Origin of the sequence: Sphingomonas corticis (assembly GCF_012035195.1) — a bacterium.
GTDB lineage: Bacteria > Pseudomonadota > Alphaproteobacteria > Sphingomonadales > Sphingomonadaceae > Sphingomonas > Sphingomonas corticis.
In genome coordinates this window covers 43,546-65,666 of the sequence record NZ_JAAVJH010000011.1, presented here as the reverse complement: position 1 = coordinate 65,666, position 22,121 = coordinate 43,546, and the positions used below count along the sequence as shown (strand labels likewise).

23 protein-coding genes and 1 tRNA gene are annotated in these 22,121 nt (G+C 68.9%); 14 read left to right on the top strand and 10 right to left on the bottom strand.

Translation table 11 applies throughout. From position 1 onward, the window contains the following. Positions 1-78 precede the first annotated feature (78 nt). Complete coding sequence (locus tag HBH26_RS15380; RefSeq protein ID WP_168135518.1) at positions 79-1,353, bottom strand: PAS domain-containing protein; 1,275 nt, start codon at positions 1,351-1,353, stop codon at positions 79-81. A 170-nt stretch (positions 1,354-1,523) separates the two neighbouring features. On the opposite strand from HBH26_RS15380, the gene HBH26_RS15375 reads away from it, so the two are divergent. From HBH26_RS15375 to HBH26_RS15340, 8 genes are all read left to right on the top strand, one after another. Continuing rightward, positions 1,524-1,599, top strand: a tRNA-Thr gene (locus HBH26_RS15375). A 256-nt stretch (positions 1,600-1,855) separates the two neighbouring features. Beyond that, a complete protein-coding gene (locus tag HBH26_RS15370; RefSeq protein WP_168135517.1) occupies positions 1,856-2,002 on the top strand; it encodes a hypothetical protein in 147 nt (48 codons plus the stop codon). A 47-nt stretch (positions 2,003-2,049) separates the two neighbouring features. After that, positions 2,050-2,736 (top strand): DNA/RNA non-specific endonuclease, encoded by a 687-nt coding sequence (locus HBH26_RS21075; protein ID WP_275402976.1) that lies wholly within the window; start codon positions 2,050-2,052, stop codon positions 2,734-2,736. After that, complete coding sequence (locus tag HBH26_RS15360; RefSeq protein WP_338057418.1) at positions 2,723-3,142, top strand: hypothetical protein; 420 nt, start codon at positions 2,723-2,725, stop codon at positions 3,140-3,142. Before HBH26_RS21075 ends, HBH26_RS15360 begins: the two co-directional genes overlap by 14 nt. 788 nt (positions 3,143-3,930) lie before the next feature. Next, entirely contained in the window at positions 3,931-4,353 is a 423-nt protein-coding gene (locus HBH26_RS21230) for a DNA/RNA non-specific endonuclease (RefSeq protein ID WP_168135515.1), read from the top strand. Beyond that, the gene (locus HBH26_RS15350) at positions 4,340-4,759 is read left to right on the top strand and encodes a hypothetical protein (protein ID WP_338057417.1); all 420 of its coding nucleotides are present in this window, start codon (positions 4,340-4,342) and stop codon (positions 4,757-4,759) included. The genes HBH26_RS21230 and HBH26_RS15350 overlap by 14 nt, the downstream gene beginning before the upstream one ends. A gap of 782 nt (positions 4,760-5,541) precedes the next feature. Further along, positions 5,542-5,748, top strand: coding sequence for a hypothetical protein (locus tag HBH26_RS15345; RefSeq protein WP_168135514.1), 207 nt, complete (start codon positions 5,542-5,544; stop codon positions 5,746-5,748). Next, positions 5,735-6,154 carry a hypothetical protein gene (locus HBH26_RS15340; RefSeq protein WP_338057416.1) on the top strand — a complete coding sequence of 140 codons (420 nt, stop codon included), beginning with the start codon at positions 5,735-5,737 and terminating at the stop codon, positions 6,152-6,154. The genes HBH26_RS15345 and HBH26_RS15340 overlap by 14 nt, the downstream gene beginning before the upstream one ends. Before the next feature lie 91 nt (positions 6,155-6,245). Here the strand turns inward: HBH26_RS15340 and HBH26_RS15335 are convergent, their stop codons facing one another. Continuing rightward, entirely contained in the window at positions 6,246-6,593 is a 348-nt protein-coding gene (locus HBH26_RS15335; RefSeq protein ID WP_168135513.1) for a hypothetical protein, read from the bottom strand. Positions 6,594-6,714: 121 nt separating this feature from the next. Here HBH26_RS15335 and HBH26_RS15330 point away from each other — a divergent pair, with 121 nt between their 5' ends. The 3 genes from HBH26_RS15330 (at position 6,715) to HBH26_RS15320 (ending at position 13,093) form a co-directional block, all read left to right on the top strand. Further along, the gene (locus tag HBH26_RS15330) at positions 6,715-11,691 is read left to right on the top strand and encodes a S8 family serine peptidase (protein ID WP_168135512.1); all 4,977 of its coding nucleotides are present in this window, start codon (positions 6,715-6,717) and stop codon (positions 11,689-11,691) included. A 38-nt stretch (positions 11,692-11,729) separates the two neighbouring features. After that, positions 11,730-12,059 (top strand): I78 family peptidase inhibitor, encoded by a 330-nt coding sequence (locus tag HBH26_RS15325; protein ID WP_209308607.1) that lies wholly within the window; start codon positions 11,730-11,732, stop codon positions 12,057-12,059. A 326-nt stretch (positions 12,060-12,385) separates the two neighbouring features. Continuing rightward, entirely contained in the window at positions 12,386-13,093 is a 708-nt protein-coding gene (locus HBH26_RS15320; protein WP_168135511.1) for a FadR/GntR family transcriptional regulator, read from the top strand. 50 nt (positions 13,094-13,143) lie between these two features. Here the strand turns inward: HBH26_RS15320 and HBH26_RS15315 are convergent, their stop codons facing one another. Then, positions 13,144-13,293, bottom strand: a complete 150-nt coding sequence (locus tag HBH26_RS15315) for a hypothetical protein (RefSeq protein ID WP_168135468.1) — start codon at positions 13,291-13,293, stop codon at positions 13,144-13,146. A gap of 2 nt (positions 13,294-13,295) precedes the next feature. Next, positions 13,296-13,700 (bottom strand): hypothetical protein, encoded by a 405-nt coding sequence (locus HBH26_RS15310; RefSeq protein ID WP_168135510.1) that lies wholly within the window; start codon positions 13,698-13,700, stop codon positions 13,296-13,298. Here HBH26_RS15310 and HBH26_RS15305 point away from each other — a divergent pair. Next, positions 13,687-13,923, top strand: coding sequence for a DUF6894 family protein (locus HBH26_RS15305; RefSeq protein WP_168135509.1), 237 nt, complete (start codon positions 13,687-13,689; stop codon positions 13,921-13,923). The two genes, HBH26_RS15310 and HBH26_RS15305, sit on opposite strands and share 14 nt — an antisense overlap. Here the strand turns inward: HBH26_RS15305 and HBH26_RS15300 are convergent. Continuing rightward, positions 13,920-14,717 carry a glycosyltransferase family 2 protein gene (locus tag HBH26_RS15300; RefSeq protein WP_239024842.1) on the bottom strand — a complete coding sequence of 266 codons (798 nt, stop codon included), beginning with the start codon at positions 14,715-14,717 and terminating at the stop codon, positions 13,920-13,922. The genes HBH26_RS15305 and HBH26_RS15300 overlap by 4 nt on opposite strands. Positions 14,718-14,836: 119 nt before the next feature. Here HBH26_RS15300 and HBH26_RS15295 point away from each other — a divergent pair, with 119 nt between their 5' ends. Beyond that, positions 14,837-15,943 (top strand): alpha/beta fold hydrolase, encoded by a 1,107-nt coding sequence (locus tag HBH26_RS15295; protein WP_168135508.1) that lies wholly within the window; start codon positions 14,837-14,839, stop codon positions 15,941-15,943. Here the strand turns inward: HBH26_RS15295 and HBH26_RS15290 are convergent. The 3 genes from HBH26_RS15290 to HBH26_RS15280 all read right to left on the bottom strand — a co-directional run bounded on the left by HBH26_RS15290 (position 15,888) and on the right by HBH26_RS15280 (position 17,790). After that, positions 15,888-16,424, bottom strand: coding sequence for a YybH family protein (locus HBH26_RS15290; protein WP_420824993.1), 537 nt, complete (start codon positions 16,422-16,424; stop codon positions 15,888-15,890). The genes HBH26_RS15295 and HBH26_RS15290 overlap by 56 nt on opposite strands. Positions 16,425-16,501: 77 nt before the next feature. Beyond that, positions 16,502-17,518, bottom strand: a complete 1,017-nt coding sequence (locus HBH26_RS15285; protein WP_168135506.1) for a LacI family DNA-binding transcriptional regulator — start codon at positions 17,516-17,518, stop codon at positions 16,502-16,504. Positions 17,519-17,562: 44 nt separating this feature from the next. Further along, positions 17,563-17,790: a hypothetical protein gene (locus HBH26_RS15280; RefSeq protein ID WP_168135505.1), complete on the bottom strand. Its 228-nt coding sequence runs from the start codon at positions 17,788-17,790 to the stop codon at positions 17,563-17,565. 133 nt (positions 17,791-17,923) lie between these two features. On the opposite strand from HBH26_RS15280, the gene HBH26_RS15275 reads away from it, so the two are divergent. Further along, entirely contained in the window at positions 17,924-18,538 is a 615-nt protein-coding gene (locus HBH26_RS15275; RefSeq protein ID WP_168135504.1) for a hypothetical protein, read from the top strand. Here the strand turns inward: HBH26_RS15275 and HBH26_RS15270 are convergent. Both HBH26_RS15270 and HBH26_RS15265 read right to left on the bottom strand, forming a co-directional pair. Next, positions 18,489-20,612, bottom strand: coding sequence for an ATP-binding protein (locus HBH26_RS15270; protein ID WP_168135503.1), 2,124 nt, complete (start codon positions 20,610-20,612; stop codon positions 18,489-18,491). The genes HBH26_RS15275 and HBH26_RS15270 overlap by 50 nt on opposite strands. Next, a complete protein-coding gene (locus HBH26_RS15265; protein ID WP_239024841.1) occupies positions 20,602-22,101 on the bottom strand; it encodes an ATPase domain-containing protein in 1,500 nt (499 codons plus the stop codon). Before HBH26_RS15265 ends, HBH26_RS15270 begins: the two co-directional genes overlap by 11 nt. Between the last annotated feature and the right edge of the window lie 20 nt (positions 22,102-22,121).

Here is a 22,121-nt window from a genome sequence, read left to right as displayed (position 1 = left end):
GCGCGCGCTATGCGCCCGCGGCCGGCTTTGCTCAACCCCCGCTCCGGGTCCCCCCCCCTCGTTCCCCGTATCCCCGGTTCAGCCGATGCGCTTCATCAGCGTGCCGGCCAGCCGCGCGTCGGCGATCGCGCCGACCACCTCGATCGTCCCGTCCGCCGCGGCGCGGCCCAGCAGCACCACCGCCTCGCCCTCCGCCGCGCCGGTGGCCAGCGGCACGGTGGCCAGTGTCGTCCGCCTGGCCAGCGGCGCGGGCTCTGCGCGCGGCTTCACCGGGCGTCGCGCGGCGCGCTCGTCCGCGACGATCGCCTTGATGCCGCCGGGCGTCGCCTCCAGCACGCGCGGCAGGCCGCCCTCGGGCACGGCGTGGCGGCGCGCGTGCGCCAGCACGGTCGCGATCTCGGTCAGCCGGGTCTTGTCGTGGTCGGCGCCGAAGACGAGCTTGGCCACCGCGGTCAGCGGCGCGCGCGCCTGCGCGACGATGCCGGCGTCGGCCAGCAGCGCCTCCAGCCCGGCGGGAGCCTGCTGCGCGGCCAGCGCGAAATCGTGCGCGCGGCCTAGCGCGCGATAGAGCGCGGCGTGGCTGCGCGTGTCGGCGGCCCGCGCCGCGGCGGCGCTGGCGCGCGCGGCGGCCAGCCGGTCCTCCAGCGAGGCGCCGCCCTGATCGACGCTTCCGTGCTCGGTGCCCCCATGATCGGGCGCCAGCCCCGCCCCGGCGGGCGTTCCCGCCCCCGGCCCGTCGGCCCAGGCGAGCGCGGCGTCCGGCCGCTGCGGCGCGCGCGCGGCGACCAGCTCGGCGGCGATGGCGGCTTCCTCCTCGGGCGCGACCAGCTCCTTCCAGTTGATGACGCCGTAGATATAGTCGATCGTCTCCGCGTCGGAGGAGAAGGGCATCAGGATGCCGCGGTACAGCGTGGGCAGCCCGCGGGTGCCGACGAACTCCGCCTCGAACCCGATCGGCGCGCGATTGGCGATGATCTGCAGGTAATGGTCGGTCAGCCGCGACAGCAGCGAGCGCGCGGGCACGTCGGCGATGCGCGACGCATCCGGATCGCCCATGCCGCATTCCTCGCGCAGCGCGCGGCCGAGGAACTGGATCGCCGGGTTCTCCAGGCTCTCCGTGAAGTCGAGCAGCACGCTGTGCGGCCCGAAATCGGCGATGCTGGCCGGATCGAGGTCGGCGATGGCGGGGAACGGCCGCTCGCCCAGCAGCGACACCCAATGGTTGTACGCGCGCACGTGCATCCGCCGCTCGTCGACGATCGCCATCTCGGCCTCGCCGACGCCGCCCTCGGTCGGATCGTCGTCGTGGCGGCGATCGTCGCCCATCTGGTCGTAGCCGTGCGCGCTATCCATCGTCTGCTGTCCCGTCGTGGCGCCGTGCGTGGCGCGGGTTGCGACGGTCCGTGTGCGCCCGGCATGGTAAAGACGCTGTTAACGCGCGATTGTCCCCCGACCCGCTTGCCAGCCCCCGCCCGCCCTGTTAAGCGCCCGCCCCACGACGCGCCCATGGCGTGGACGACCAGGCCGCTTTAGCTCAGCTGGTAGAGCATCGCATTCGTAATGCGGGGGTCACAGGTTCGAGTCCTGTAAGCGGCACCATACTCGTGAAAGCGAGCCTCGTACCGGACAAAACTGGGCACCGCCCAGGTGCCGAGCTACTCCCTGCCCGGGGGGCTCCCGCTTGACATGTTGGAGAATGTTGCTCAGATGTTCTCGCCGCGTAGATAGCGGGGCAGCAGCATGATCGACATATCAGACGACGAACGGCGACGCGCCTTCTCGATATGGCTGCGGACCGGTAGGCTGCCATCGGTCAGAAGTGCTGATGGGATAGAGCTTATATTCAATCCGTGGCATGACACTCAAACGGGACGGTTCACCTTCGCCGGTGCTGGGCGGCATTACGGTCAGTGGGGCGGCGGTGGTTTTTCCGGCGGTGGCGGCGGGAACGGCGGGGGTGGCGGTGCGACCGAATCAGGGGATTGGCCGGTTCGACCATTGAGACCAAAATCGCAGAATTCGGCAAAGCACACGACTTCAAGAAGCTCGATGCGGACTGCTTCTCCGAGCAAGCGGCCGGCCCCTTCGCAGCCGTCCGCTCGAGACACATGGACCGGTGGTGGGTTCACGGGAGGTGGCGGTGGTAGCTTTGGTGGGGCGGGAGCATCCGGCACGTGGGGGTCCCCCGAGGCGACACGTCGGCCGGTTTCACGCGGTTCGGCGACTGCCATCGGGTTTTCGGATCGTTCCGGCGCGACGAACACGGCATCGCCACGATCTGCCAGCGCACAAAGCGAGCGATTCCGTACGGTCGTTCGCAACGGCTATACGTATCAGATAGACGCGCGAGAGCGGACGCGGAGAGTATCCGGCACGTTGACGGTTGCCGACGCCCCATCGCGGTCTCGTACGTCACAGCGACACGCTGGTGGAGCAGAGCGCCGCAAGAGCGACGACGGTGGCCATTACATTGCGGCGCGCTTCAACGGTCCGACCGAGGCGTTCAACCATTTCGCGCAGGATGCCAACTTCAACCGGGGCGGTTATCGCCTGCTCGAGGATGAGTGGGCGCGCGACAAGCGTGCCGGACGGGCGGTTACAGTGAAGGTCGTTCCGCAATTCAACGGCGGTTCTGTGCGACCATCGACGATCAATGTGTGGTGGACGGTCGATGGCAAAATCAACAGCCTGCAATTTCCCAATGAACGATCGGAGAAGCGCCGTGGCGGAAACTGAATCGGAGAAGCTGCTGGTTGAGATCGGCGGATTGTTGATGGAGGACAGCGAATATCCTTTGGAACCCACGCTGCTCTACGCTCAACTCGATAATAATATGATCGGCGAATCGATCGTAAAGGAGCTTGGCAATCAGCTCCTTTTCAGGTGGCCGGTGAACGAACGCCTTCCCGACGCACTCCTCGAATTGTGGGAGGCGCAGGACGGACAGGACCGATGGTCGGAACTGGAATATGTGCTTCGCGACGGCCAATTCGAAGTGGCCTACTTTTACCCGGACGAGATCGATCCGCAGGAAAACGTGATCGAGCGCCGCGAGCGTGCGCTGCGGCGACATTTCGGAGAGAAGCCGATTGTCTACCCACCCTTACCCACGGACGACGAACTTCAGAGCTATGGCTTGTAGGTCACATCATGTTGGGCGTTTGGCGCGAGATCGAAATTCTCCAATGATTAGAGTGCCCAGCTTTGTCTCCTGTGGGGCACCATACTCAGGAAATCGCAGCCCATTGGGGACGAAAATCGACACAGCCTCGCGGTGCCGAGCAAGATGGCGGCCAACTTTGGCTTGACATGTTGTAGAATGTTGCTCATATGTTCTTGCCGCGTGGATAGCGGGGCATCATGATTGATATATCGGATAACGAGCGACGGCGCGCCTTTTCGATATGACTGCGGACCGGCAGGTTGCCCTCCTTGAGAAATGCGGAGGGAGTCGAGCTCAAGTTCAATCCCTGGCATGATCCAGAAACCGGGCGTTTCACCTTCGTCGGTGCCGGACGGCATTATAGCCAGTGGGGCGGCGGTGGATTTTCTGGTGGCGGAGGCGGCAAGGGTGGCGGTGGCGGCGCGACCGGTTCAGGAGACTGGCCGGCCCGGTCATCCCGGCCAAGATCGCAAGAGTCGGCAAACCGCGCCATTTCCAAAGAACGGACCCGCGCCTCCCAAGGCAATCATGTCGCGGCTCACAAACCGTTCACCCAACGCGCAGGGACTGGTGGCGGTTTTTCGGGAGGCGGCGGTAGCTTCGGTGGAGCGGGCGCGTCGGGAACATGGGGATCACCCGATCCAAACCGTCGTCCGAAGAACTCACCAGGTTCGGCAACCGCTGTTGCGTCTTCAGATCGCGCTTCCGAGACGAACAGAACTGTCACCCGACCCGCAAGCGCGTCCAGCGAACAATTCCGCACGGTCGTGCGCAACGGCTATACCTACCAAATCGACGCGCGCGAGCGGACGCGGCGCGTTTCTGGTGCGCTGACGGTTACCGATGTTCCGATCCGTTCTCGCGCTTCGCAAGTGCAGGCGGGCGGCGCAGAACGTCGGGCGAGCGACGATGGCGGCCACTACATCGCGGCGCGCTTCAATGGACCGACCGAGGCGTTCAACCACTTTGCGCAGGATGCCAACTTCAATCGGGGCGGCTATCGCGTGCTCGAGGATGAGTGGGCGAGAGAGAAGCGAGGCGGAAAGACTGTCACGGTCAGGATCGTGCCGCGGTTCGAGGACGAGTCCGTGCGACCATCGGCGATCGACGTGTGGTGGACGGTCGATGGCGACGAGAAGAGTCTGAAATTCCCCAACGAACGATCGGAGAAAAGCCGTGGCGGACGATGAAGCCGAGAAGCTGCTGAACGAGATCGGCCAATTGCTGATGGAGGATCGTGAGTATCCGGTCGAACCGACGCTGCTCTACGCCCAGCTCGATCGGAACATGGTCGGCGAATCGATCTTCAAGGAACTCGGCAACCAGATCCTGTATCGGCGGCCGGTGATCGAGGGGTTGCCGTATGCGCTGCTCGACCTGTGGGAAGCGCAAGGCGGCGGCGATCGGTGGTCAGAGATGGAATATGTGCTTCGCGACGGTAAGTTCGAAGTCGCCTATATCTATCCCGATGAGATCGATGCCGAAGAGGATGTTGTGGAGCGGCGCGCACGGGCGGTTCGGCGACACTTCGGCGAGAAGCCGATCGTGTATCCGCCCTGGCCCCCCGAGGACGACGCGCCGGACTACGACCTTTAGGTCGCGACCTGGCCGATCGTTCAGCGAAGCATGGAAATTTCCCAGTGATCTGAGCGCCCATCTTTGTCCTCTGTGGGGCACCATTCTCCCGAAAATGCACCTCGTAGAGGACGAAAATGGACACCTCATCGCGGTGCCGAGCAAGATGGCGGCCGACTTCGGCTTGACATGCTGGAAAATGTTGCTCAGATGTTCTTGCCGCGTGTATAGCGGGGCATCATGATCGATATACCGAGCGACGGCGCGCCTTTTCAATATGGCTGCGGACCGGCAGGTTGCCCTCCTTGAGAAATGCGGAAGGGATCGAGCTCAAGTTCAATCCCTGGCATGATCCAGAAACCGGACGGTTCACCTTCGTCGGTGCCGGACGGCATTATAGCCAGTGGGGCGGCGGTGGGTTTCCTGGTGGCGGAGGCGGCAGGGGTGGCGGTGGCGGCGCGACCGGTTCGGGAGATTGGCCAACCCGGTCCTCCCGACCAAGATCGCAAATTTCGGCGAACCGCGCCATTTCCAAAGAACGGACCCGCGCCTCCCAAGGCAATCATGTCGCGGCTCACAAACCGTCCACCCAACGCGCAGGGACTGGTGGCGGTTTTTCGGGAGGCGGCGGCAGCTTCGGTGGAGCGGGAGCGTCAGGAACGTGGGTATCACCCGATCCGAACCGTCGTCCGGAGAATTCACCAGGTTCGGCAACTGCCGTTGCGTCTTCGGATCGCGCTTCCGAGACGAACAGAGCAGCCGCGCGACCCGCAAGCGCGTCCAGCGAACAATTCCGCACGGTCGTGCGCAACGGCTATATCTACCAAATCGACGCACGCGAGCGGACGCGGCGTGTTTCTGGTGCGCTGACGGTTACCGATGTTCCGATCCGTTCTCGCGCGTCGCAAGCGCAGGCGGGCGGCCCAGAACGTCGGGCGAGCGACGATGGCAAGACAAAGAGCCTAGGATTTGCCAACGAACAACCGGAGAAGCGCCGTGGCGGAAACTGAATCGGAGCGTCTGCTGAACGAGATCGGTCGATTACTGATGGAGGACAGCGACTATCCGTCGGAACCCACGCTGCTCTATGCGCAACTCGATCATAATATGATTGGCGAGTCGATCTTCAAGGAACTCGGCAATCAGTTGCTCTATCGATGGCCCGCAAACGAGCGATTGACCTACGCGCTTCTCGAATTGTGGGAAGCGCAGGACGAGCGGGATCGGTGGTCGGAACTGGAATATGTGCTGCACGACGGTCCATTCGAGGTGGCGTATTTCTATCCGGACGAAATCGATTTCCAGGAAGATGTGATCGAACGCCGGGAGCGTGCACTGCGGCGGCATTTCGGAGAGAAGCCGATCGTCTACCCTCCCCTGCTCTTGGAGGACGAAACTCAAAACTCCGAAGTATAGGTCATGTCCTGTCGCGGGCGTTCGGCGCGGAATCGATATTCTCCGATGATCTGAGTGCCCAGCTTTGTCCTTTGTGGGGCACCGCTTCCGGTCAAGATCGGGCACCCTGGTCACAGCGGCATCGCCGCTCCGCGGCGTCGACCCGCAGTCCGATGTTGCCGACGTCATCGCCACGGTAGCCGACGACCGGCCCGCCAGCCGCCGGGACGACGAATGCCGTGGCACCGGGATCCACGGGCAGATCGGCCGGTCGCGCGAGCCGCACAAACCGCCGTCCGCCCGACATCGCCAAGTTCTGCTTGGTAATCAGTGACCTGCCACGCAATATCGGCATGTTTATCGACAAATCGTTACGCCGCCACATCTGCTCTCCGGCTGGCCGGAACAATTGTCTGGTACGATTCTCCTGCGAAACCGTGGACCAGATCGCGACCAACACCTCAATTCCCCCTGACTCCGGTATGTTAACGATTTCGCGTTGACTGACCGTGGGAGGGATGGATTAGTGCCGCGTACACCAGAAAACGGGGGAATTCATGTCCGGTGACGCCGCAGCAACGATGAGTCACGCCGATGCGCCGGCGTCGTCCGCCCCCCCCGTCCTGTCTGCCGAGCTGGCGAGCGGACAATGGCATCTCGGCAAGCTGGGCAATATCGGGGCGGTCTGGGCCGAGTATAGCGGCCGGGGCGTCAAGGTCGGCATCTACGACAGCGGCGTGCAATATTCGCACTGGGACCTGGACGCGAACTACGACACCGGCCTGCACGTCACGATCGCCGGCAAGACCTTTGACGGCGACTATCGCCCGGCGTCGGGCGGGCGCGGCACCTCGCTGGCCGGCCTGATCGCGGCCGAGAACAACGGCGCCGGGACGGTCGGCGTCGCCTATGGCGCGACGATCACGGGCGTGAACATCCTCGATCCCTATTCGGGCGAGGGCCTCGATCCGGGCATCTGGATCAACGTGCCCGGTCGCCAACTGTTCGCGCGGGCGCTTCAGCAGCGCAACACGATGGACGTCGCCGTCGACGGATGGGGGCGCACGACACCCGATTTCGCCGGCGCGTCGTCGCGCGGCGTCGCCGGCACCGACGCCGCGCGCTTCGCCGCGGCGTTCGAGGACGCGGCGCAGACCGGTCGCGGCGGCTTGGGCACGATCAGCCTGAACGGCGCCGGCAACACGCGCCAGGACGCGCAGGCGGACAGCGCCTTCACCTCGCGCCACACGATCACCGTCGGTGCCTATCGGCAGGAAGAAGGGTATGCCACCACGACCAGCGGCCGCGGCGCAAGCCTGCTGGTTTCCGCGCCGTCGGGCGATCCGAACGGCAGCAGCCTGATCGCGACGGACCTTCTGGGCCGTTTCGGCAGCAACCTTCGCCTTGATCCGGGCGGCGACCAGGACGTCACGAACCTGGTGACCGGTACGGCCGCCGCGGCCTCCACCACCGCCGCCGTGGTGGCGCTGATGCTGGAGGCGAACGCGGGACTGGGCTGGCGCGACGTGTCCGGCATCCTGGCCGCCTCCGCATCGCTGCCGATCGACTGGAACGACCGCAACGGCACCGTGCCGGTGACGCTGGCGAACGGCGCGACGTCGCAGGTCAGGGCCAACGAGAGCTACTTCTCCGTCGCCGGCGCTTCGGGGGCGAACTGGAACGGCGGCGGCCACCATTATTCCAGCGATTACGGCTATGGTGCGGTCAACGCCCATGCCGCGGTCCGCATGGCGGAGGTCGCCTCGCTGTTCGGCCCCGCCAGGACGTCCGCCAACGAGTCCGGCGCCACCACGGGCACCATGGCCGTGGGGCTGCGATCGGCCAACAACCTGATCGACACCTCGTTCTACGGCGACGATTTCGTGGGCGAGCCGACCGAATATACGTTCGAGGTCGACGGGACCGTCGATGTCGAACACGCCGACCTGACGATCAATTACCTGAACAGCTTCGTCGGTCGGCCCACCGCCCTGTGGGGCACCAAGATCAAATTGATCGCGCCCGACGGCACCGTTTCGTTCGTGGACACCAACCTGGCGGCGGTGGTGGCCACGTCAGGCGAGCAGAGCTTCACCTTCGGCCTGGCCAACCTTCGGGGCGTCCGGTCGGAAGGCACGTGGACGCTGCAGTTCGAGAATGCCGGTCCGAACATGATCACCGACATCGTGAGCGCCAAGCTCGACCTCTACGGCAGCGCGCCCGACGCCGACGACGTCCACACCTATACCGACGAATATCTCACCATGGTGCGGGTCGACCCCCGGGGCGGTCGCCGCATCCTGACCGACACGGACGGCGGCACCGACTGGATCAACGCCGCCGCCGTCACCTCGAACGTCAACCTCTCGCTGGTCGCGGGAACGCGCACCACGTTCGGCGGCGTCGCCGCCTTCACGATCGCGCGCGCGGCCCCAATCGAGAATGCCGTGACCGGCGACGGCAACGACGTGCTGACGGGCACCGCCGGCGCGAACATCCTCTACGGGATGCGCGGCAACGACACGCTGAACGGCGGCGCGGGCAACGACACGCTGGCCGGCGGGCGGGGCGTCGACATCTTCCGCTTCACCGGCACGTCCGGGCAGGACCGGGTGCTGGACTGGGAAGCGGGCGACCTGATCGAGACGACCACCGCCCTGTCCGGCGTGGATGGCAACGGCACCATCACCGTGGGCCCGGACGGCCTGCTGCTGCTGGGGGCGACCGGCAACTCGATCGAACTGGTCGGTCAGGCCGGCGCGGTGCTGAGGTCGCTGGGCAGCGGAACGGGGTTCAACCGCTACGCCTGGGTGTCGGGCAATGCGGTGGATCACGACGCGGTGATGCGGATCGTGCCCGCACCGCACGGCGCGATCGAGAAAGCGGACGAGGCGGAGGACGGGGCGGTCGCCCCGACGCCGGCGCGGCCGGCGGCGATCACCGACGCGCCCGGCCTGGCTGCGCTGGGCGCCGTCGTCGATGCCGACGTTCCGCTCGACTCGATGGGCCGGGCGGTCACGCAGGCGACTGCCGACACGACCTCGCGCTACACGACCTGGGGCCCCGAAACGCTGGCCCGCGATGCGGCGCGCGCCGCCCCGGCCGCGACGTACCCGGCGCCCGCCAGCATCACCGATCCGTTCGCCGCCGAGCAATGGCACCTCGCCAAGCTGGGCGACATGGATGCGATCTGGCGGGATTACACGGGCAAGGGCGTCAAGGTCGGCGTCTACGACAGCGGCGTGGAATATGGCCACGAGGATCTGGCGGCCAATTACGACGCCGGCCTGCACGTGGTGATCGGTGGCAAGACCTTCGACGGCGATTTCCGCCCCCTGTCGGGCGGGCACGGCACCTCGGTCGCGGGCCTGATCGCGGCGTCGCGCAACGGCATCGGCGCGGTGGGCGTCGCCTATGATGCGACGGTGACGGGGATCAACATCTTCGACCCCTATTCCGGGGGCGGGCTGAACCCCGGCATCTATGTCAACGCGACCGACCGCACCGCCTTTGTCGAGGCGATGCGGCAGGCCGCCAGATTCGACATCGCCAATCATAGCTGGGGCCGGACGCTGCCGGGCTATCTGTCGTCAGACTCCCGCACCGTCGCGGGCACGGAGGCGTATGACGTGGCACGGGCGTTCGCCTATTCCGCGGTGAACGGCCGGGGCGGGCTGGGCACGATCAACGTGGCGGCGGCAGGCAACAGTTCGATCGACTTCCAGGGCGACGGCAGCCATACCGACCGGCACGTCATCGCGGTCGGCGCCTATCGGCAGGTCGACGGGCTGGCATCCAACTATTCCTCCCGCGGGCCGGCGCTGCTGATCTCCGCTCCCTCGAACGATCTCGCGATCATCGGGGGCACCGGTGTGGCCACCACCGACCTCACCTGGCGCGAGGGATACAATCTCGAGGCCGCGCCCGGCGGCGACACCGACTATACCGACCAGTTCGGCGGCACGTCCGCGGCGACGCCTATCGTCAGCGGCGTCGTGGCGCTGATGCTGGAGGCGAACGGGGCGCTGGGCTGGCGCGACGTGCAGACCATCGTCGCCTCGTCCGCCACCATGCCGGTCGCGTTCGAGGATCGCACGCGATTGCTCACCTATACCGATGCCACCGGCGCCACCGCGCAGGCGCGCATGAACGAGGGCTGGTTCTCGATCGTGGGCAGCGGGACCGACTGGAACGGCGGCGGGCGCCATTATTCACCCGATTACGGCTATGGCGCGATCGATGCGCGGGCTGCGGTGCGCATGGCGGAGGTCTGGTCGCTGTTCGGCGCGGCGCAGACGTCGGCCAACGAAGTCAGCTTCGCGTCCGACACGTTCACCGCGAACCTCGCGCCGGTCCCTCAGCAGAATGTGGTTCGAGAGGATTCCTACACGCGGTTCACGGGAACGCCGGCCAGCTACGACTTCACGGTCTCCGGCGCGCAGATGGACGTGGAGCAGGTCGACATGACGATCAGCTACAAGGCCATTCTCCAGTTCGGCACCACGCCCTTTCCGTTCTCGATCAATTCGCCGGTCAAGATCGCGCTCGAGGCGCCGGACGGGACGGAGGCATTCTTCGACCTGCTGCCGGTGGTTCCCGGCAGCGGTTCGTCGCTGGAAACGCAGTCCTACACCTTCGGCTTCCGCAACTTCTCCGGTGCCGAACTCAACGGTACCTGGACGCTGAAGGCCGAATCCTCCTTCGCGACGATCCTGACGATCGAGACGGTCAAGCTCGACTTCCATGGCGCCCGGGCGAGCGATCGCGACATCTATACCTATACCGACGAATTCTTCACCATGGCGGCGATCGCGGGGGAGGAGGATCGCCGGATGCTGCGCGATACCGGCGGTGCCGACTGGATCAACGCCGCCGCGGTCAGCGCGGACGTGGCGGTGTCGCTGGCGGCGGGCGCGACGACGCGCTTCGGCGGGGTCGATGCCTTCACCATCGCCGCCGGCACCGCGATCGAACATGCGGTGACGGGTGATGGCGACGACCGGCTGATCGGCAACGCGTCGGACAATCGTCTGTACGGCATGCGCGGCGACGACTGGCTGAACGGCGGCGCGGGGAACGACGAACTGTCGGGTGGGGACGGGCACGACGTGTTCGCGTTCGACACGCAGGGCAAGAGCGGCCGCGACACCGTGATCGACTGGGGGCTGGGCGACCGGATCGCCACCACCAAGCAGCTGCGCGGCGCCGACGTGAACGGGCAGATCACGGTCGCGGCCAATGCGCTCGTCCTGCTCGACAACAGCGCCCGTGGCGACACGGTGGAGCTGACCGGTGCCGGGGGCGCCGTGCTGCAGGCGCGAGGCAGGGCGAACGGCTACTGGTGGTACGACTTCGTCTCGGACGAGGGGGAGGATTACGCCGACGGCCACGTCGTCGAGCTGGCGTGGGGTCCGGGTCTCGGCCTGTCCGCCGACCGGGCGGCCGCGCCCGCCGACGCGACGATCGCGGTCGCGGGGGAACCGACGGATCAGACCGCCTTCTACCTGTACAATGCGCTGGGCGATGCGATGTCGACCGGCGTTCAGGTCTACGCCTGAAGGGCGAGCCGGGATCGCGCGCGGAAAGGGAGCGGCCAATGGCCTGGCCGGCGGAGGCGATGGTGGTGACGGCGTCGGTGTTGCAGGCTGCGGCGCCGTTCGGCGAGCCTGCGGCCGCGGCCGCCGCGCCGACACCCTGCCTGGCGGCAGTGGCGCAGGCGGTGTCCGCCCGTGATGGCGGCGCCCCGCCGTCTCTGGCGATCGGCACGGTCCTGTCCGCGCGCGACCGGGACCGGCTGGCGGCGGTCGGCCCGGCGACGATCCGCCTCCTCGCCCCCGGCGACATGGCAACGATGGATCATCGCCCCGGCCGGTTGAACCTGGAGCTCGATCCGCACGGGCGCATCCTGCGCCATCGCTGCGGCTGATCGCACCGCCTTCGACGCGGACGCGGGAACATCGATCTGGCCGGCGGCGAGGCACTGGAATAGCGCAATGATCCGAAATTCCAGTTTCGTCTGACCGACTGCACCACCTTCCGTCGGGAGAGCGCGCCGTCGGTCGGGCGACCGGGGTCTCCCCGGCGACGATCCGCCGCAAGTTCGCCCTCGGCGGCAGGTCGCGATCCCCGCGCGCCTCGTCGGCGATGCGGGTGCCGGTGTCGGCCGTCAGCGCGGCCGGCCCCTGCCCCGGTCCCCGCTATTGTCACGCCGCCCCACGCCGCCTAGCGTCGATCGATGCCGGGATCGCGCGCTTGACCGACAGGGAACGTCGCCAGCCGGCGAACGCGGTCCTCGCGCGGCAGATCGGAACGGCGATCGTGAGGGGGGACTATGCGCCCGGCGTCACCCTGCCGGGCGAGCTGGAGCTCGCCGATTCGACCGGCGTGGCGCGGAGCGTGGTGCGCGAGGCGCTGCGCACGCTGTCGGCGAAGGGGCTGATCGAGAGCCGGCGCAAGGCCGGGACGCGGGTGCGGGCACGCGCGGAGTGGAACCTCCTCGATCCCGAATTGCTCCGCTGGGTGTTCGAGGGCGCCCCTCCCCTGGATTTCGTGCGCGACCTCTTCGAATTGCGGCTGATCGTCGAGCCCGGCGCGGCGGAAGTGGCGGCGCGGCAGCGCACGCCCTCGCAGCTGTCGCGGATGGGCCATGCGCTGGAGACGATGGTCGAGCGCGGATTGAAGACCGAGGACGGGCAGGCCGCCGACCAGCAATTCCACGCCGTCCTGCTGGAGGCGACGCACAACCAGTTGATCGTCAGCCTCTCCGCCACGATCGCGGCGGCCGTCCGCTGGACCACCTACTTCAAATACCAGCGCCAGCGGCACCCGCGCGATCCCATGCCGCAGCACCGCGTGCTGTTCGAGGCCATCGCCGAGGGGAGAGGCGGCGCGGCGCGGGACGCGGCGGCGGCACTGATCCGCCAGGCGCTGGAGGATACCGAGGCCTCGCTGATCGCCTGATCCCTGCCGGTCGCGCGGGGCGTGGCGCGCCTTTCCGGAGCCTCGGCCGATCAGCTCTTCGCCGCTTTCCGGCCGCCCTTCTTCCCCAGTTCGGCCTGCGCGGCGGAGGATTTGCGGGGGTTGCTCTCGCCTTCCTTCGCCGCCTTCGCATTGGCCTTCTGCGCGGTCGCGCTGCCCTTTCCCTTCTTCTCCGCCATCATTGTCACTCCGTCGTCCCGGCGATCAACCGCCCCGGCGTCGCGGCCGTTCCCGGCGACTTTGCCGCCGGTCGCGCGTTGAAGCCCGCAAAGGAGAGACGATGATGGCGACCCGACCCCCGAGCGGTGACGAATTCGACGGCGTCGAACCCACCCAGGCCGACGATGTCGCGCATCCGGAGCAGCCGCCGATGGACGACGACGCTTCCGGCTTGCCGGACGAGGATGCCGAGCAGCTCGGCGATTTCGCCTGAACGACGGCGCCGGGCGTGCCCGGTGCCCCGGCGCGCCCCGCACGCGCCGGTCCGATCGAACAGGCTTCCCTGCGGGTCGCGGGCGTCCATCTTTCGCGCTGGCGGAGCCATTTGCGACAACGCAGGTTGGGCAGGAATGCCGTTGTTCCACTTCATGACCCGCGACGGTCCGCATGGGTCGGAACTGGACACCTGCGACCTCCCGAACGTCGCGGCGGCCCGCCAGATGGCCGTGGTGTTCGTCGGCGACATCCTCCGCGACCTTCGCGGGGGCGTATACGACGAGGGGCTGCACGTGGTCGTGACGGACGACGCCGGCAATCTTTGCTGGGATCTGCGGATCGATGCCGTGGAAGGACCCGGCGCCTTGCGGGACTAGTCGAGCGACAGGCACTCGGCCGGCGCCGGCACCGCGAAGGACGCCCGCTTCGGCGGGAGATCCCGCAGCGAGGGATGCGCGCGGACGCGGGCGGCGTTGGCGGCCCCGGTCGCCTCGTCGAGGCTCAGCCGGTCCGACGCGGCCACGTGGTATAGCGCGACGGCATCGTCGATCCGGCGGAAGCGGGCGCCTGCCGCCGCCACGCGGACATAGAAGTCCCAGTCGTTGCAATTATGGAAGCTCGGGTCGAACCCGCCGCTCGCGACCGCACTGGAGCGGCGGATGATGGACCAGCTCGGCCCGACCGCGCCCGTCAGCGCCAGCGCGGAAAGGATGTCGGTGCCGCTCCAGCCGCATTCGGCGATCCCTTCCTCCCCGCCGGCCCAGGCGCGCCGGAAGTGCCCGACGACGACGTCGCAGCCTGCCGTCGCCGCCAGCAGGGCGGGCGCCGCACCGGGCAGCCAGGCATCGTCGCTGTCGAGGAAGGCCACCCACTCGGACCGCACGAGCCCGAGCCCGGCGTTCCGCGCGGCGGAGGCCCCGGCGTTGCGCGGCAGCAGGAGGGAGACGACGCTGCCGTGCCGGCGTTCCAGTGCCCGCGCGACGACCGCGGTATCGTCGCTCGATCCGTCGTCGACCAGGATCACCCGCGCGGGTGCGGGACGCTGCGACAGCACGCTCTCCACCGCACGCGAAACGGATTCCGCCCGATTGAAGCAGGGAATGACGACGTCATAGGTCGGCAGGCCTGCGTCGCAGGCCCGTGCGGTGTCGCGTGTGGGCATAACCTGCATCTAGCGCGCGATCGGCGCCGGACAAGAGGAACAAAGCTCCAGCGCTGCACGGCCTCGTCTCGTTGCACGGGGGGCCACGCGCGCTTGGCACCGCCGATCCGGCCGGGCAGAGTGGCGCGATGTCGCTCCTCCTGCTCCTCGCCGCGCTTCAAGCCGCGACGCCCGCCGCTCCTCCGCTCGCCGTTGCCAGCCCCCCGGCCGCTCCGGCGACGCGATGGCCGGTGCGCGAGGCGGATTTCGTCATCCCGGACTTCCCCTTCGCCTCCGGCGAGCGGTTGCCCGAATTGCGGATCCACTACAGCACGCTCGGCCAGCCGCACCGCGACGCGCGCGGCGAGATCGACAATGCCGTGATGGTACTCCACGGGACGGGGGGCAGCGGCAGGCAGTTCCTCGCGCCCCAGTTCGCGGACGAGCTCTACGGCCCGGGCCAGCCGCTCGACATCCGTCGCTACTGGATCATCCTGCCCGACGGCATCGGGCACGGCGGCTCGTCCAAGCCGTCGGACGGGCTGCGGATGCGCTTCCCGCGTTACGATTACGCGGACATGGTGGCGGCGCAGTACCGCCTGCTGCACGACGGCCTCGGCATCCGCCGGATGCGGTTGATCATGGGCACGTCGATGGGCTGCATGCACAGCCTGATGTGGGGCGAGGATCATCCCGATTTCGCGCGCGCGCTGATGCCGCTCGCGTGCGAGCCGGTGCCGATCGCCGGGCTGAACCGCATGTGGCGGCAACTCGTGATCGACGGCATCAAGGCTGATCCCGCCTGGGCCGGCGGCGAGTACCGGCAGCAGCCGCTGCAAGGCCTGCGCACCGCGCAGACCGCGCTGTTCATCGCCGGCGCGGCGCCGCTGAACCTGCAGGCGACGTACGCCGACAGGGATGCCGCGGCCGCCTTCGCGCGGGACCGCGTCGCCGCGGCGCTGGCGCGGCTCGACGCGAACGACCTGATCTATCAGGTGGACGCGTCGCGAACGTACGACCCCTCGGCCAGGCTCGCCGCGATTACCGCGCCGCTGGTGTGGATCAACTCGGCGGACGACTTCATCAACCCGCGCAACCTGGACTATCCCGCGCGCGCGGTCCGGCAGATGCGGGACGCCCGCTTCCGCCTGATCGAGGAGTCCGCGGACACCCGCGGGCACGGCACCCACACCTGGGCGGTCAATTGGAAGGCGGACCTGGCCGAACTGCTGGCGCGGACGCAGGCGGCGCGCTGACGGGAGCGGCCGGCCGGCTCGGCACGTCGTGGGCGGAGACGTGATTGAGGGTGATGACCCAGCGGCCGTCGATCTTCCGGAACAGCCGCGTGTTGACGCCCTCGGCCGCGCGCACGGGGCGTTCGAGATGGTAGCGCCCCACCAGCATCGCCGCGTCGTCGGCCAGCATCTCGACCGTCATGTCGTAGAAGCGCAGCGTGCCGCGCGTCCGCGGTGACGCGCCGTAATCGCGTACGTAATGGTCGAGCGTGCCCTGCCAGCCGTCCTGGAACCTGCCGCCCGAGACGAAGACGACTCCGGGATTGCGGAAGCCCGCCATGTAGCCGCGGAAGTCGCCGCGGTTCCAGGCTCGCTCCATCCGCGCCACCACCGCCAGGATCGCGGCGCGATCCCGGGCGGTGCCGGCAGGAGCGGGGTCGGCAGGAGCGGGTGAGGCGAGCACGAGCGTCGCGGCCAGCGTCAGGCATCCCCACCGTCTCACGCGCATTCCCTCCCTCTCACGCCCTCACGCTATCACGCCCCCCGATATCACGCCCCCCGCTATTTCGCCCCCCGCTATTACGCGCTGTCGCGTGTCACCAGCACGGGCGCCATCTGCGTCGAGCCCGCGTCCGCACCGCCGATGCGGGCGAACAGCGCGGACAGCATCGCCGCGGCGCCAGCGGTCAGGTCCTGCCGCACCGTCGTCAGCCGCACCGGGCTGCGAGCGGCGAGCGGCAGGTCGTCGAAGCCGGTAACGGCCACGTCGCGCGGCACGCCGATGCCGCGCCGCTCCAGCGCCTCGATCACCGTCGCCGCGATCACGTCCGACGCGGCGGCGATGCCGTCCACCGCGCCCGCCACCCGGTCGAGATTGGCCTCGATCTCCGCCGCCATGATGTCCAGCGCCAGGTGCGTGTCGAGCTGCAGCGGCGGCGCCAGTCCCGCCGCCGCCGCCGCCGCGCACAGGCCACGGTGGCGCTCGATCAGCTCCAGCGTCCGCACCTCGCCCATGAACGCCAGCCGGCGGCACCCGCGCGCGATCAGCCGCTCGCCCGCCATCCGCCCTCCGGCGAAATTGTCGACGCCCACGGCGCAATGCACCTGGCCCGGCAGCGCGCTGCCCCACACCACCAGCGGGCGATAGCGCGCCGCGACGCTCTCGATCACCGCCGCCTGGTCCGACTGGCCGATCAGCAGCAGGCCGTCGAACGTGCCCGACAGCACCAGGTCGTCCAGCCAGTCGTCCCCGTGCGGCACGATGCGGGACAGCATCACGTCGTAGCCCCGTTCGGTGATGCCGTCCGCCAGCTGGCCGAGCAGCGCCATGAAGAAGGGGTCGGACAGCCGCTGCCGCCGCTCGTGCCCCAGCGGCACGGCGATGCCGATCACGCCGGTTCGCTGCGTGCGCAGTCGCCGCGCCATCAGGTTGGGGCGAAAGCCGTGCTCGGCCGCGATCCCCGCGATGCGGCGGCGCGTCTCCTCGTTGACCAGGGGGCTGTTCGCCAGCGCGCGCGACACCGTGCCCGCGTTCACGCCGGCCAGGCGGGCGATGTCCTTTAGCGTGCGGACCGGGCGCTCGGCGGGCGTCGTCATGGCGGTGTCATACGTCGCCGTTGCCGGACCACAAGGGCGCAGCGTCACGGCCCGTCCGGCGCGGCGTCCCCGGCGCGCACGGCGATCGGATGCGCGACGGAGACCAGCGTCTCCAGCAGCTTGCCCGGCTTCTCGCTGGTGACGTGATGCCCCGACCGCCTGAACCGGACCAGCCGCTTCGACGGCGCGGCGAGCGCAGGACCGCGGCGAGCGCCGCCATGACACGCGCGGGAACCGGCCTCATCGCCCCCCCTTTCCGGACCTTGGAACATGGTGAGCTGGGATCGATCCAGGCGTCCTCTATCGATCACGGCGCCGCCGCCGCGCCCGGGCGCGATAGGCCCCCGCGCTTGGTCGGTCGCGGCGGTTGCGCTACACCCGCCCGACGCGGCGCAGCGAGGGAGAGTGACGATCATGCCCATGGCGCGATTGGCCCCGCTACTGCTGCTGTGCTCCTGCGGCGCCGCCGACCAGCCGAAGACCGCGGCGCCCGCCGCGCGCGAGACCGGCACGGCGCCGGCGTCACCTGCCGCCAGCGGTGCCGCCAGCGGTGTCGATTGCGAGCCCGACGCACCGCAGAGCCCCTGCCCTCTCGCCGGCCGCTGGCGCATCGCCCGGGTCTACGTTCCCGGCGCGGCGGACCCGCTGGTGGACGATCGCGCGATGATCGGCGCGACGCTGACGGTCGCCCCGCCCGGCGATGGACCCGGCGCGATCCGGTGGGACGGTCCCGACACCGGCCAGTTCGACATCGGCGACGTCTGCACCGGCCCCTATCTCACGCCGCGCTTCACCCCCGCGGGGAGCGCCGCTGCGCGCCGCACCCTCGCCGCGGCGCTGGCCGCGTGGCGCATCCCCGGCGACGCCGCCGCGGCGCGCGCGCTCGGTTGCGACCGCGGGCAGTGGGGCGTGCCGACCGATCCCGCCGGCGAGCGCTTCGGCCTCGTCCTGCCGCTCGGCGACCGCGCCGTCATCCCGTGGTACGAGGGGCGGCTCCTTCTGCTGGAGCGGCGGCGATAGCGCCCTGCCGCCGCAGCATCTCGCCGATCTTCGCCGACAGGTCCTCGATCGCGAAGGGCTTGGTGATCATCGCCATGTTGGTGCCCAGGAAGCCCGCGCGGACGGCCGCATTCTCCGCATAGCCGGTGACGAACAGGATCGGCAGGTCCGGCCGGTGCGCTCGCGCCACGTCGGCGAGCTGCCGGCCGTTCATGCCCGGCAGGCCGACGTCGGAGATCATCAGGTCGATCGCGCGGTCGGAGGCGAGCGCCGCGATCGCGCCTTCCGCCTCCTCCGCCTCGATCGCGTGGTAGGACAATTCCTCCAGCACGTCGCGCACCAGAAGGCGGACGGAGGGATCGTCCTCTACCAGCAGCACCGTCTGCCCCTCGCCGTCCGGCGTAACCGCGGCCTCGCCCGCATCGTCTCCCGTCTCCACCCGCTCGCCCGCTCGCAGGTAGAGCGATACGGTGGTTCCCACGCCGGGCTGGCTGTGCACCCGCACCTGTCCGCCGGACTGGCGCGCGAAGCCGTAGACCATGGACAGGCCCAGTCCCGTCCCCTGCCCGATCGGCTTGGTGGTGAAGAAGGGATCGAACACCTTCTCGATCACCTCGGCCGGCATGCCCACCCCGGTGTCGGTGATCGCGATCACGACGTAGCGGCCCGGCTCGACCTCGGGATGCGTCGCGGCATAGCCGGCGTCCAGTTCGACCGCGCGGCTCTCGATCGTCAGCTCGCCGCCATCGGGCATGGCGTCGCGCGCGTTGATCGACAGGTTCAGGATGGCGCTTTCCAGCTGGTTCGCGTCCGCCACCGCCATCGGCAGGTCGACGCCCGGCACGATCCGCAGCGCGATGTTCTCGTTGATCGTGCGGCGCAGCAGCTCCTCCAGCGAGGCGATCAGCGCGTCGACGTCGATCGGCCGCGGATCGAGCGACTGCCGGCGCGAGAAGGCGAGCAGCCGCGCCGTCAGCCCCGCCGCGCGCTGCGCGGAGGCCGCCGCGGCATCCATGAAGCGCGGCAGGTCGTCGGTGCGTCCGGTGGCCAGGCGGCGCTTCATGATGTCCATCGCGCCGATCACGCCGGTCAGCATATTGTTGAAATCGTGCGCGATGCCGCCGGTCAGCTGGCCGACCGCCTCCATCTTGTGCGATTGCCGCAGCGACGCCTCCGCCTGCATCAGCTGCGCGGTGCGCTCCTCCACGCGCTGCTCCAGCGTCTCGTTCAGCGAGCGCAGCTCCCACTCCACCGCCTTGCGGCGGGTCACGTCGATGGCGGTGCCGATCACGCGCACGCAGCGCCCGTCCGCGTCGAAGATGCCGCGACCTTTGGCCGCGACCCAGCGCAGCACGCCGTCCTCCTTGCCGACCGTGCGATATTCGACGTCGTAGATCGCGCGCACGGCGGGGTCGCAGGCGGCGCGATAGGCATCGAATGTGTGCGTGCGGTCGTCGGCGTGGACGCCCTCGTAGTAATCCTGCATCGATACCGGGCGGTCGGCGCAGATGCCGAACATCGCCTTCACCAGCGGCGGCCAGAACAGCGTGCCGGCGACCGGATCGACATCCCAGAAGCCGATCCCGGCGGCATCGGTCGCCAGCCGCAGCCGCCCCTCGCTCGCCGCCAGTTCGTCGCGCGCGTGCGCCAGCGCGGCGATCTGGTCGCGCATCTGGAACTGCTTCTGCCGCGCCCGCATCGCCGACGTCACCGCGCTCAGCAGCGAGGCGGCGCCCAGCGGGCGTTCCAGCACGATGGCGTTGCCGGTCAGCTCGCCCATCCGCGCGCGGATCGCGTCCACGGTCGCGCGATTGCCGCGATGCGCGCCGGTCAGCAGGATGAACGGCGGGTCGGACCAGTCGGGCTGCGCCCCCATCGCCTCGTGCAGCCGGTGCAATCCGCCGCGCAGCGCCTCCTCGGTCAGCAGCAGGACGCCGACATGCTCGTCCACCGCGCCCGCCGCGGCGTCCAGCGTGGGCAGGGCCTGCGCGTCATATCCCTCGCGCCGCAGCAGCGCGACCGCGCTCTCCGCATCGCGACCGTAAGGCGCGACGACCAGGACGCGGTGGCCCTCGGCGGCGCGCCTATGCCCCAAGGTCCCGGTCTTCCATCAGCGGGGATCGCTCGCCGACATATTCCGGCGTGCCCGTCAGCACGCCCTTGAACGCCGCCAGCGGCGCGCCCACGCGCACGCCCGCGGCGTCGACCCGGAACTCGCGAATCTTATCTTCGTGCGGACCCGCGCGGTTCTTCAGCACGGAGATCGCCTTGCGGATCCGCCCCTCCGCCTCGAAGAAGCGCAGCATCAGCACCGCATCGGCGACGTAGGAGATGTTCAGCGACGCATGCATCGTCCCGACCAGCCCCTGCTGCGCGTTGACGAGGAAGGTGACGACCCCCTGCTGGTTCAGGTACGAAAGCAGTTCGTGCAGCTGCAGCACCAGCTGCTGCTCCTGCGGCATCGCCGACAGATAGCCGTTGATGCTGTCGATCGCGATCATGCGGACGCCGCGTTCCTCCACCTGCCGCCGCACGCGCTGCGCGAACTCCCCGGGGGACAGCTCCGCCGGGTCGATCTGCTCGATCGCCAGGCACCCGCTGTCGACGTGCGGCGCCAGGTCCATCGAGAACGCCTCCGCACGCGCCATCAACGTGCCGACGCGCTCGTCGAACTGATAGATGACGCCCCGCTCCCCGCGCCGGCAGGCCGCGTGCAGATATTGCAGCGCGATCGTCGTCTTGCCCGTGCCCGCGGGACCGGTGACCAGCGTGCACGTGCCGCGCAGCGGGCCCCCGCCCAGCAGCGTGTCCAGCTCGCCGACGCCGCTCGGCACCGGCTCGCCGACGAAGCTGCGATGATGGTTCGCCGCGATCAGCCGCGGGTAGATGTCCAGCCCGCCGCGCTGGATGGTGAAGTCGTGGAAGCCCGCGACGAAATCCACCCCGCGCAGCTTCTGCACCTGAACCCGCCGCCGCGCCGCGCCGAAATCCAGCGTCAGCCGCTCCAGCGCGATCACGCCGTGGCAAAGGCTGTGCAGGTGCGCGTCCGCGCCGGTTCCGCCGGTCGTCAGGTCGTCGACCAGGAAGACGGTGGTGTCGCGTCCGGCGAAGAACTGCTTCAGCGCCAGCACCTGGCGGCGATAGCGCAGCGGATCCTGCGCCAGCAGCCGCATCTCCGACAGGCTGTCGAACACGACGCGGGACGGCTGCACCCGCTCCACCTCCGCCTCGACCAGCCTGATCGTCTCGCCGAGCTCCAGCTCCCAGGGATAGAGGATCGACTGGTCGCGATCCCCGCCCAGCACCGCGTCCACCGCGCTCAGCTCGAAGACGTCGAATTCGTCGAGGTCCCACCCGTGGGAGGCGGCGACCGTCGCCAGCTCCTCGCGCGTCTCCGACAGGGTAACGTAGAGCGCGCGCTGCCCCTGGACCACGGCTTCGCGCAGGAATTGCAGCATCAGCGTCGTCTTGCCCGCGCCGGGCTGCCCCTCCAGCAGGTAGAGCCGGTTCGCCGGCAGGCCGCCGCGAAGGATCGCGTCCAGCCCGTCGTTGCCGGTGGAGATCTGCTGCGCATCCATCGTCATTCGGCCTGCCTCTCGCCCCG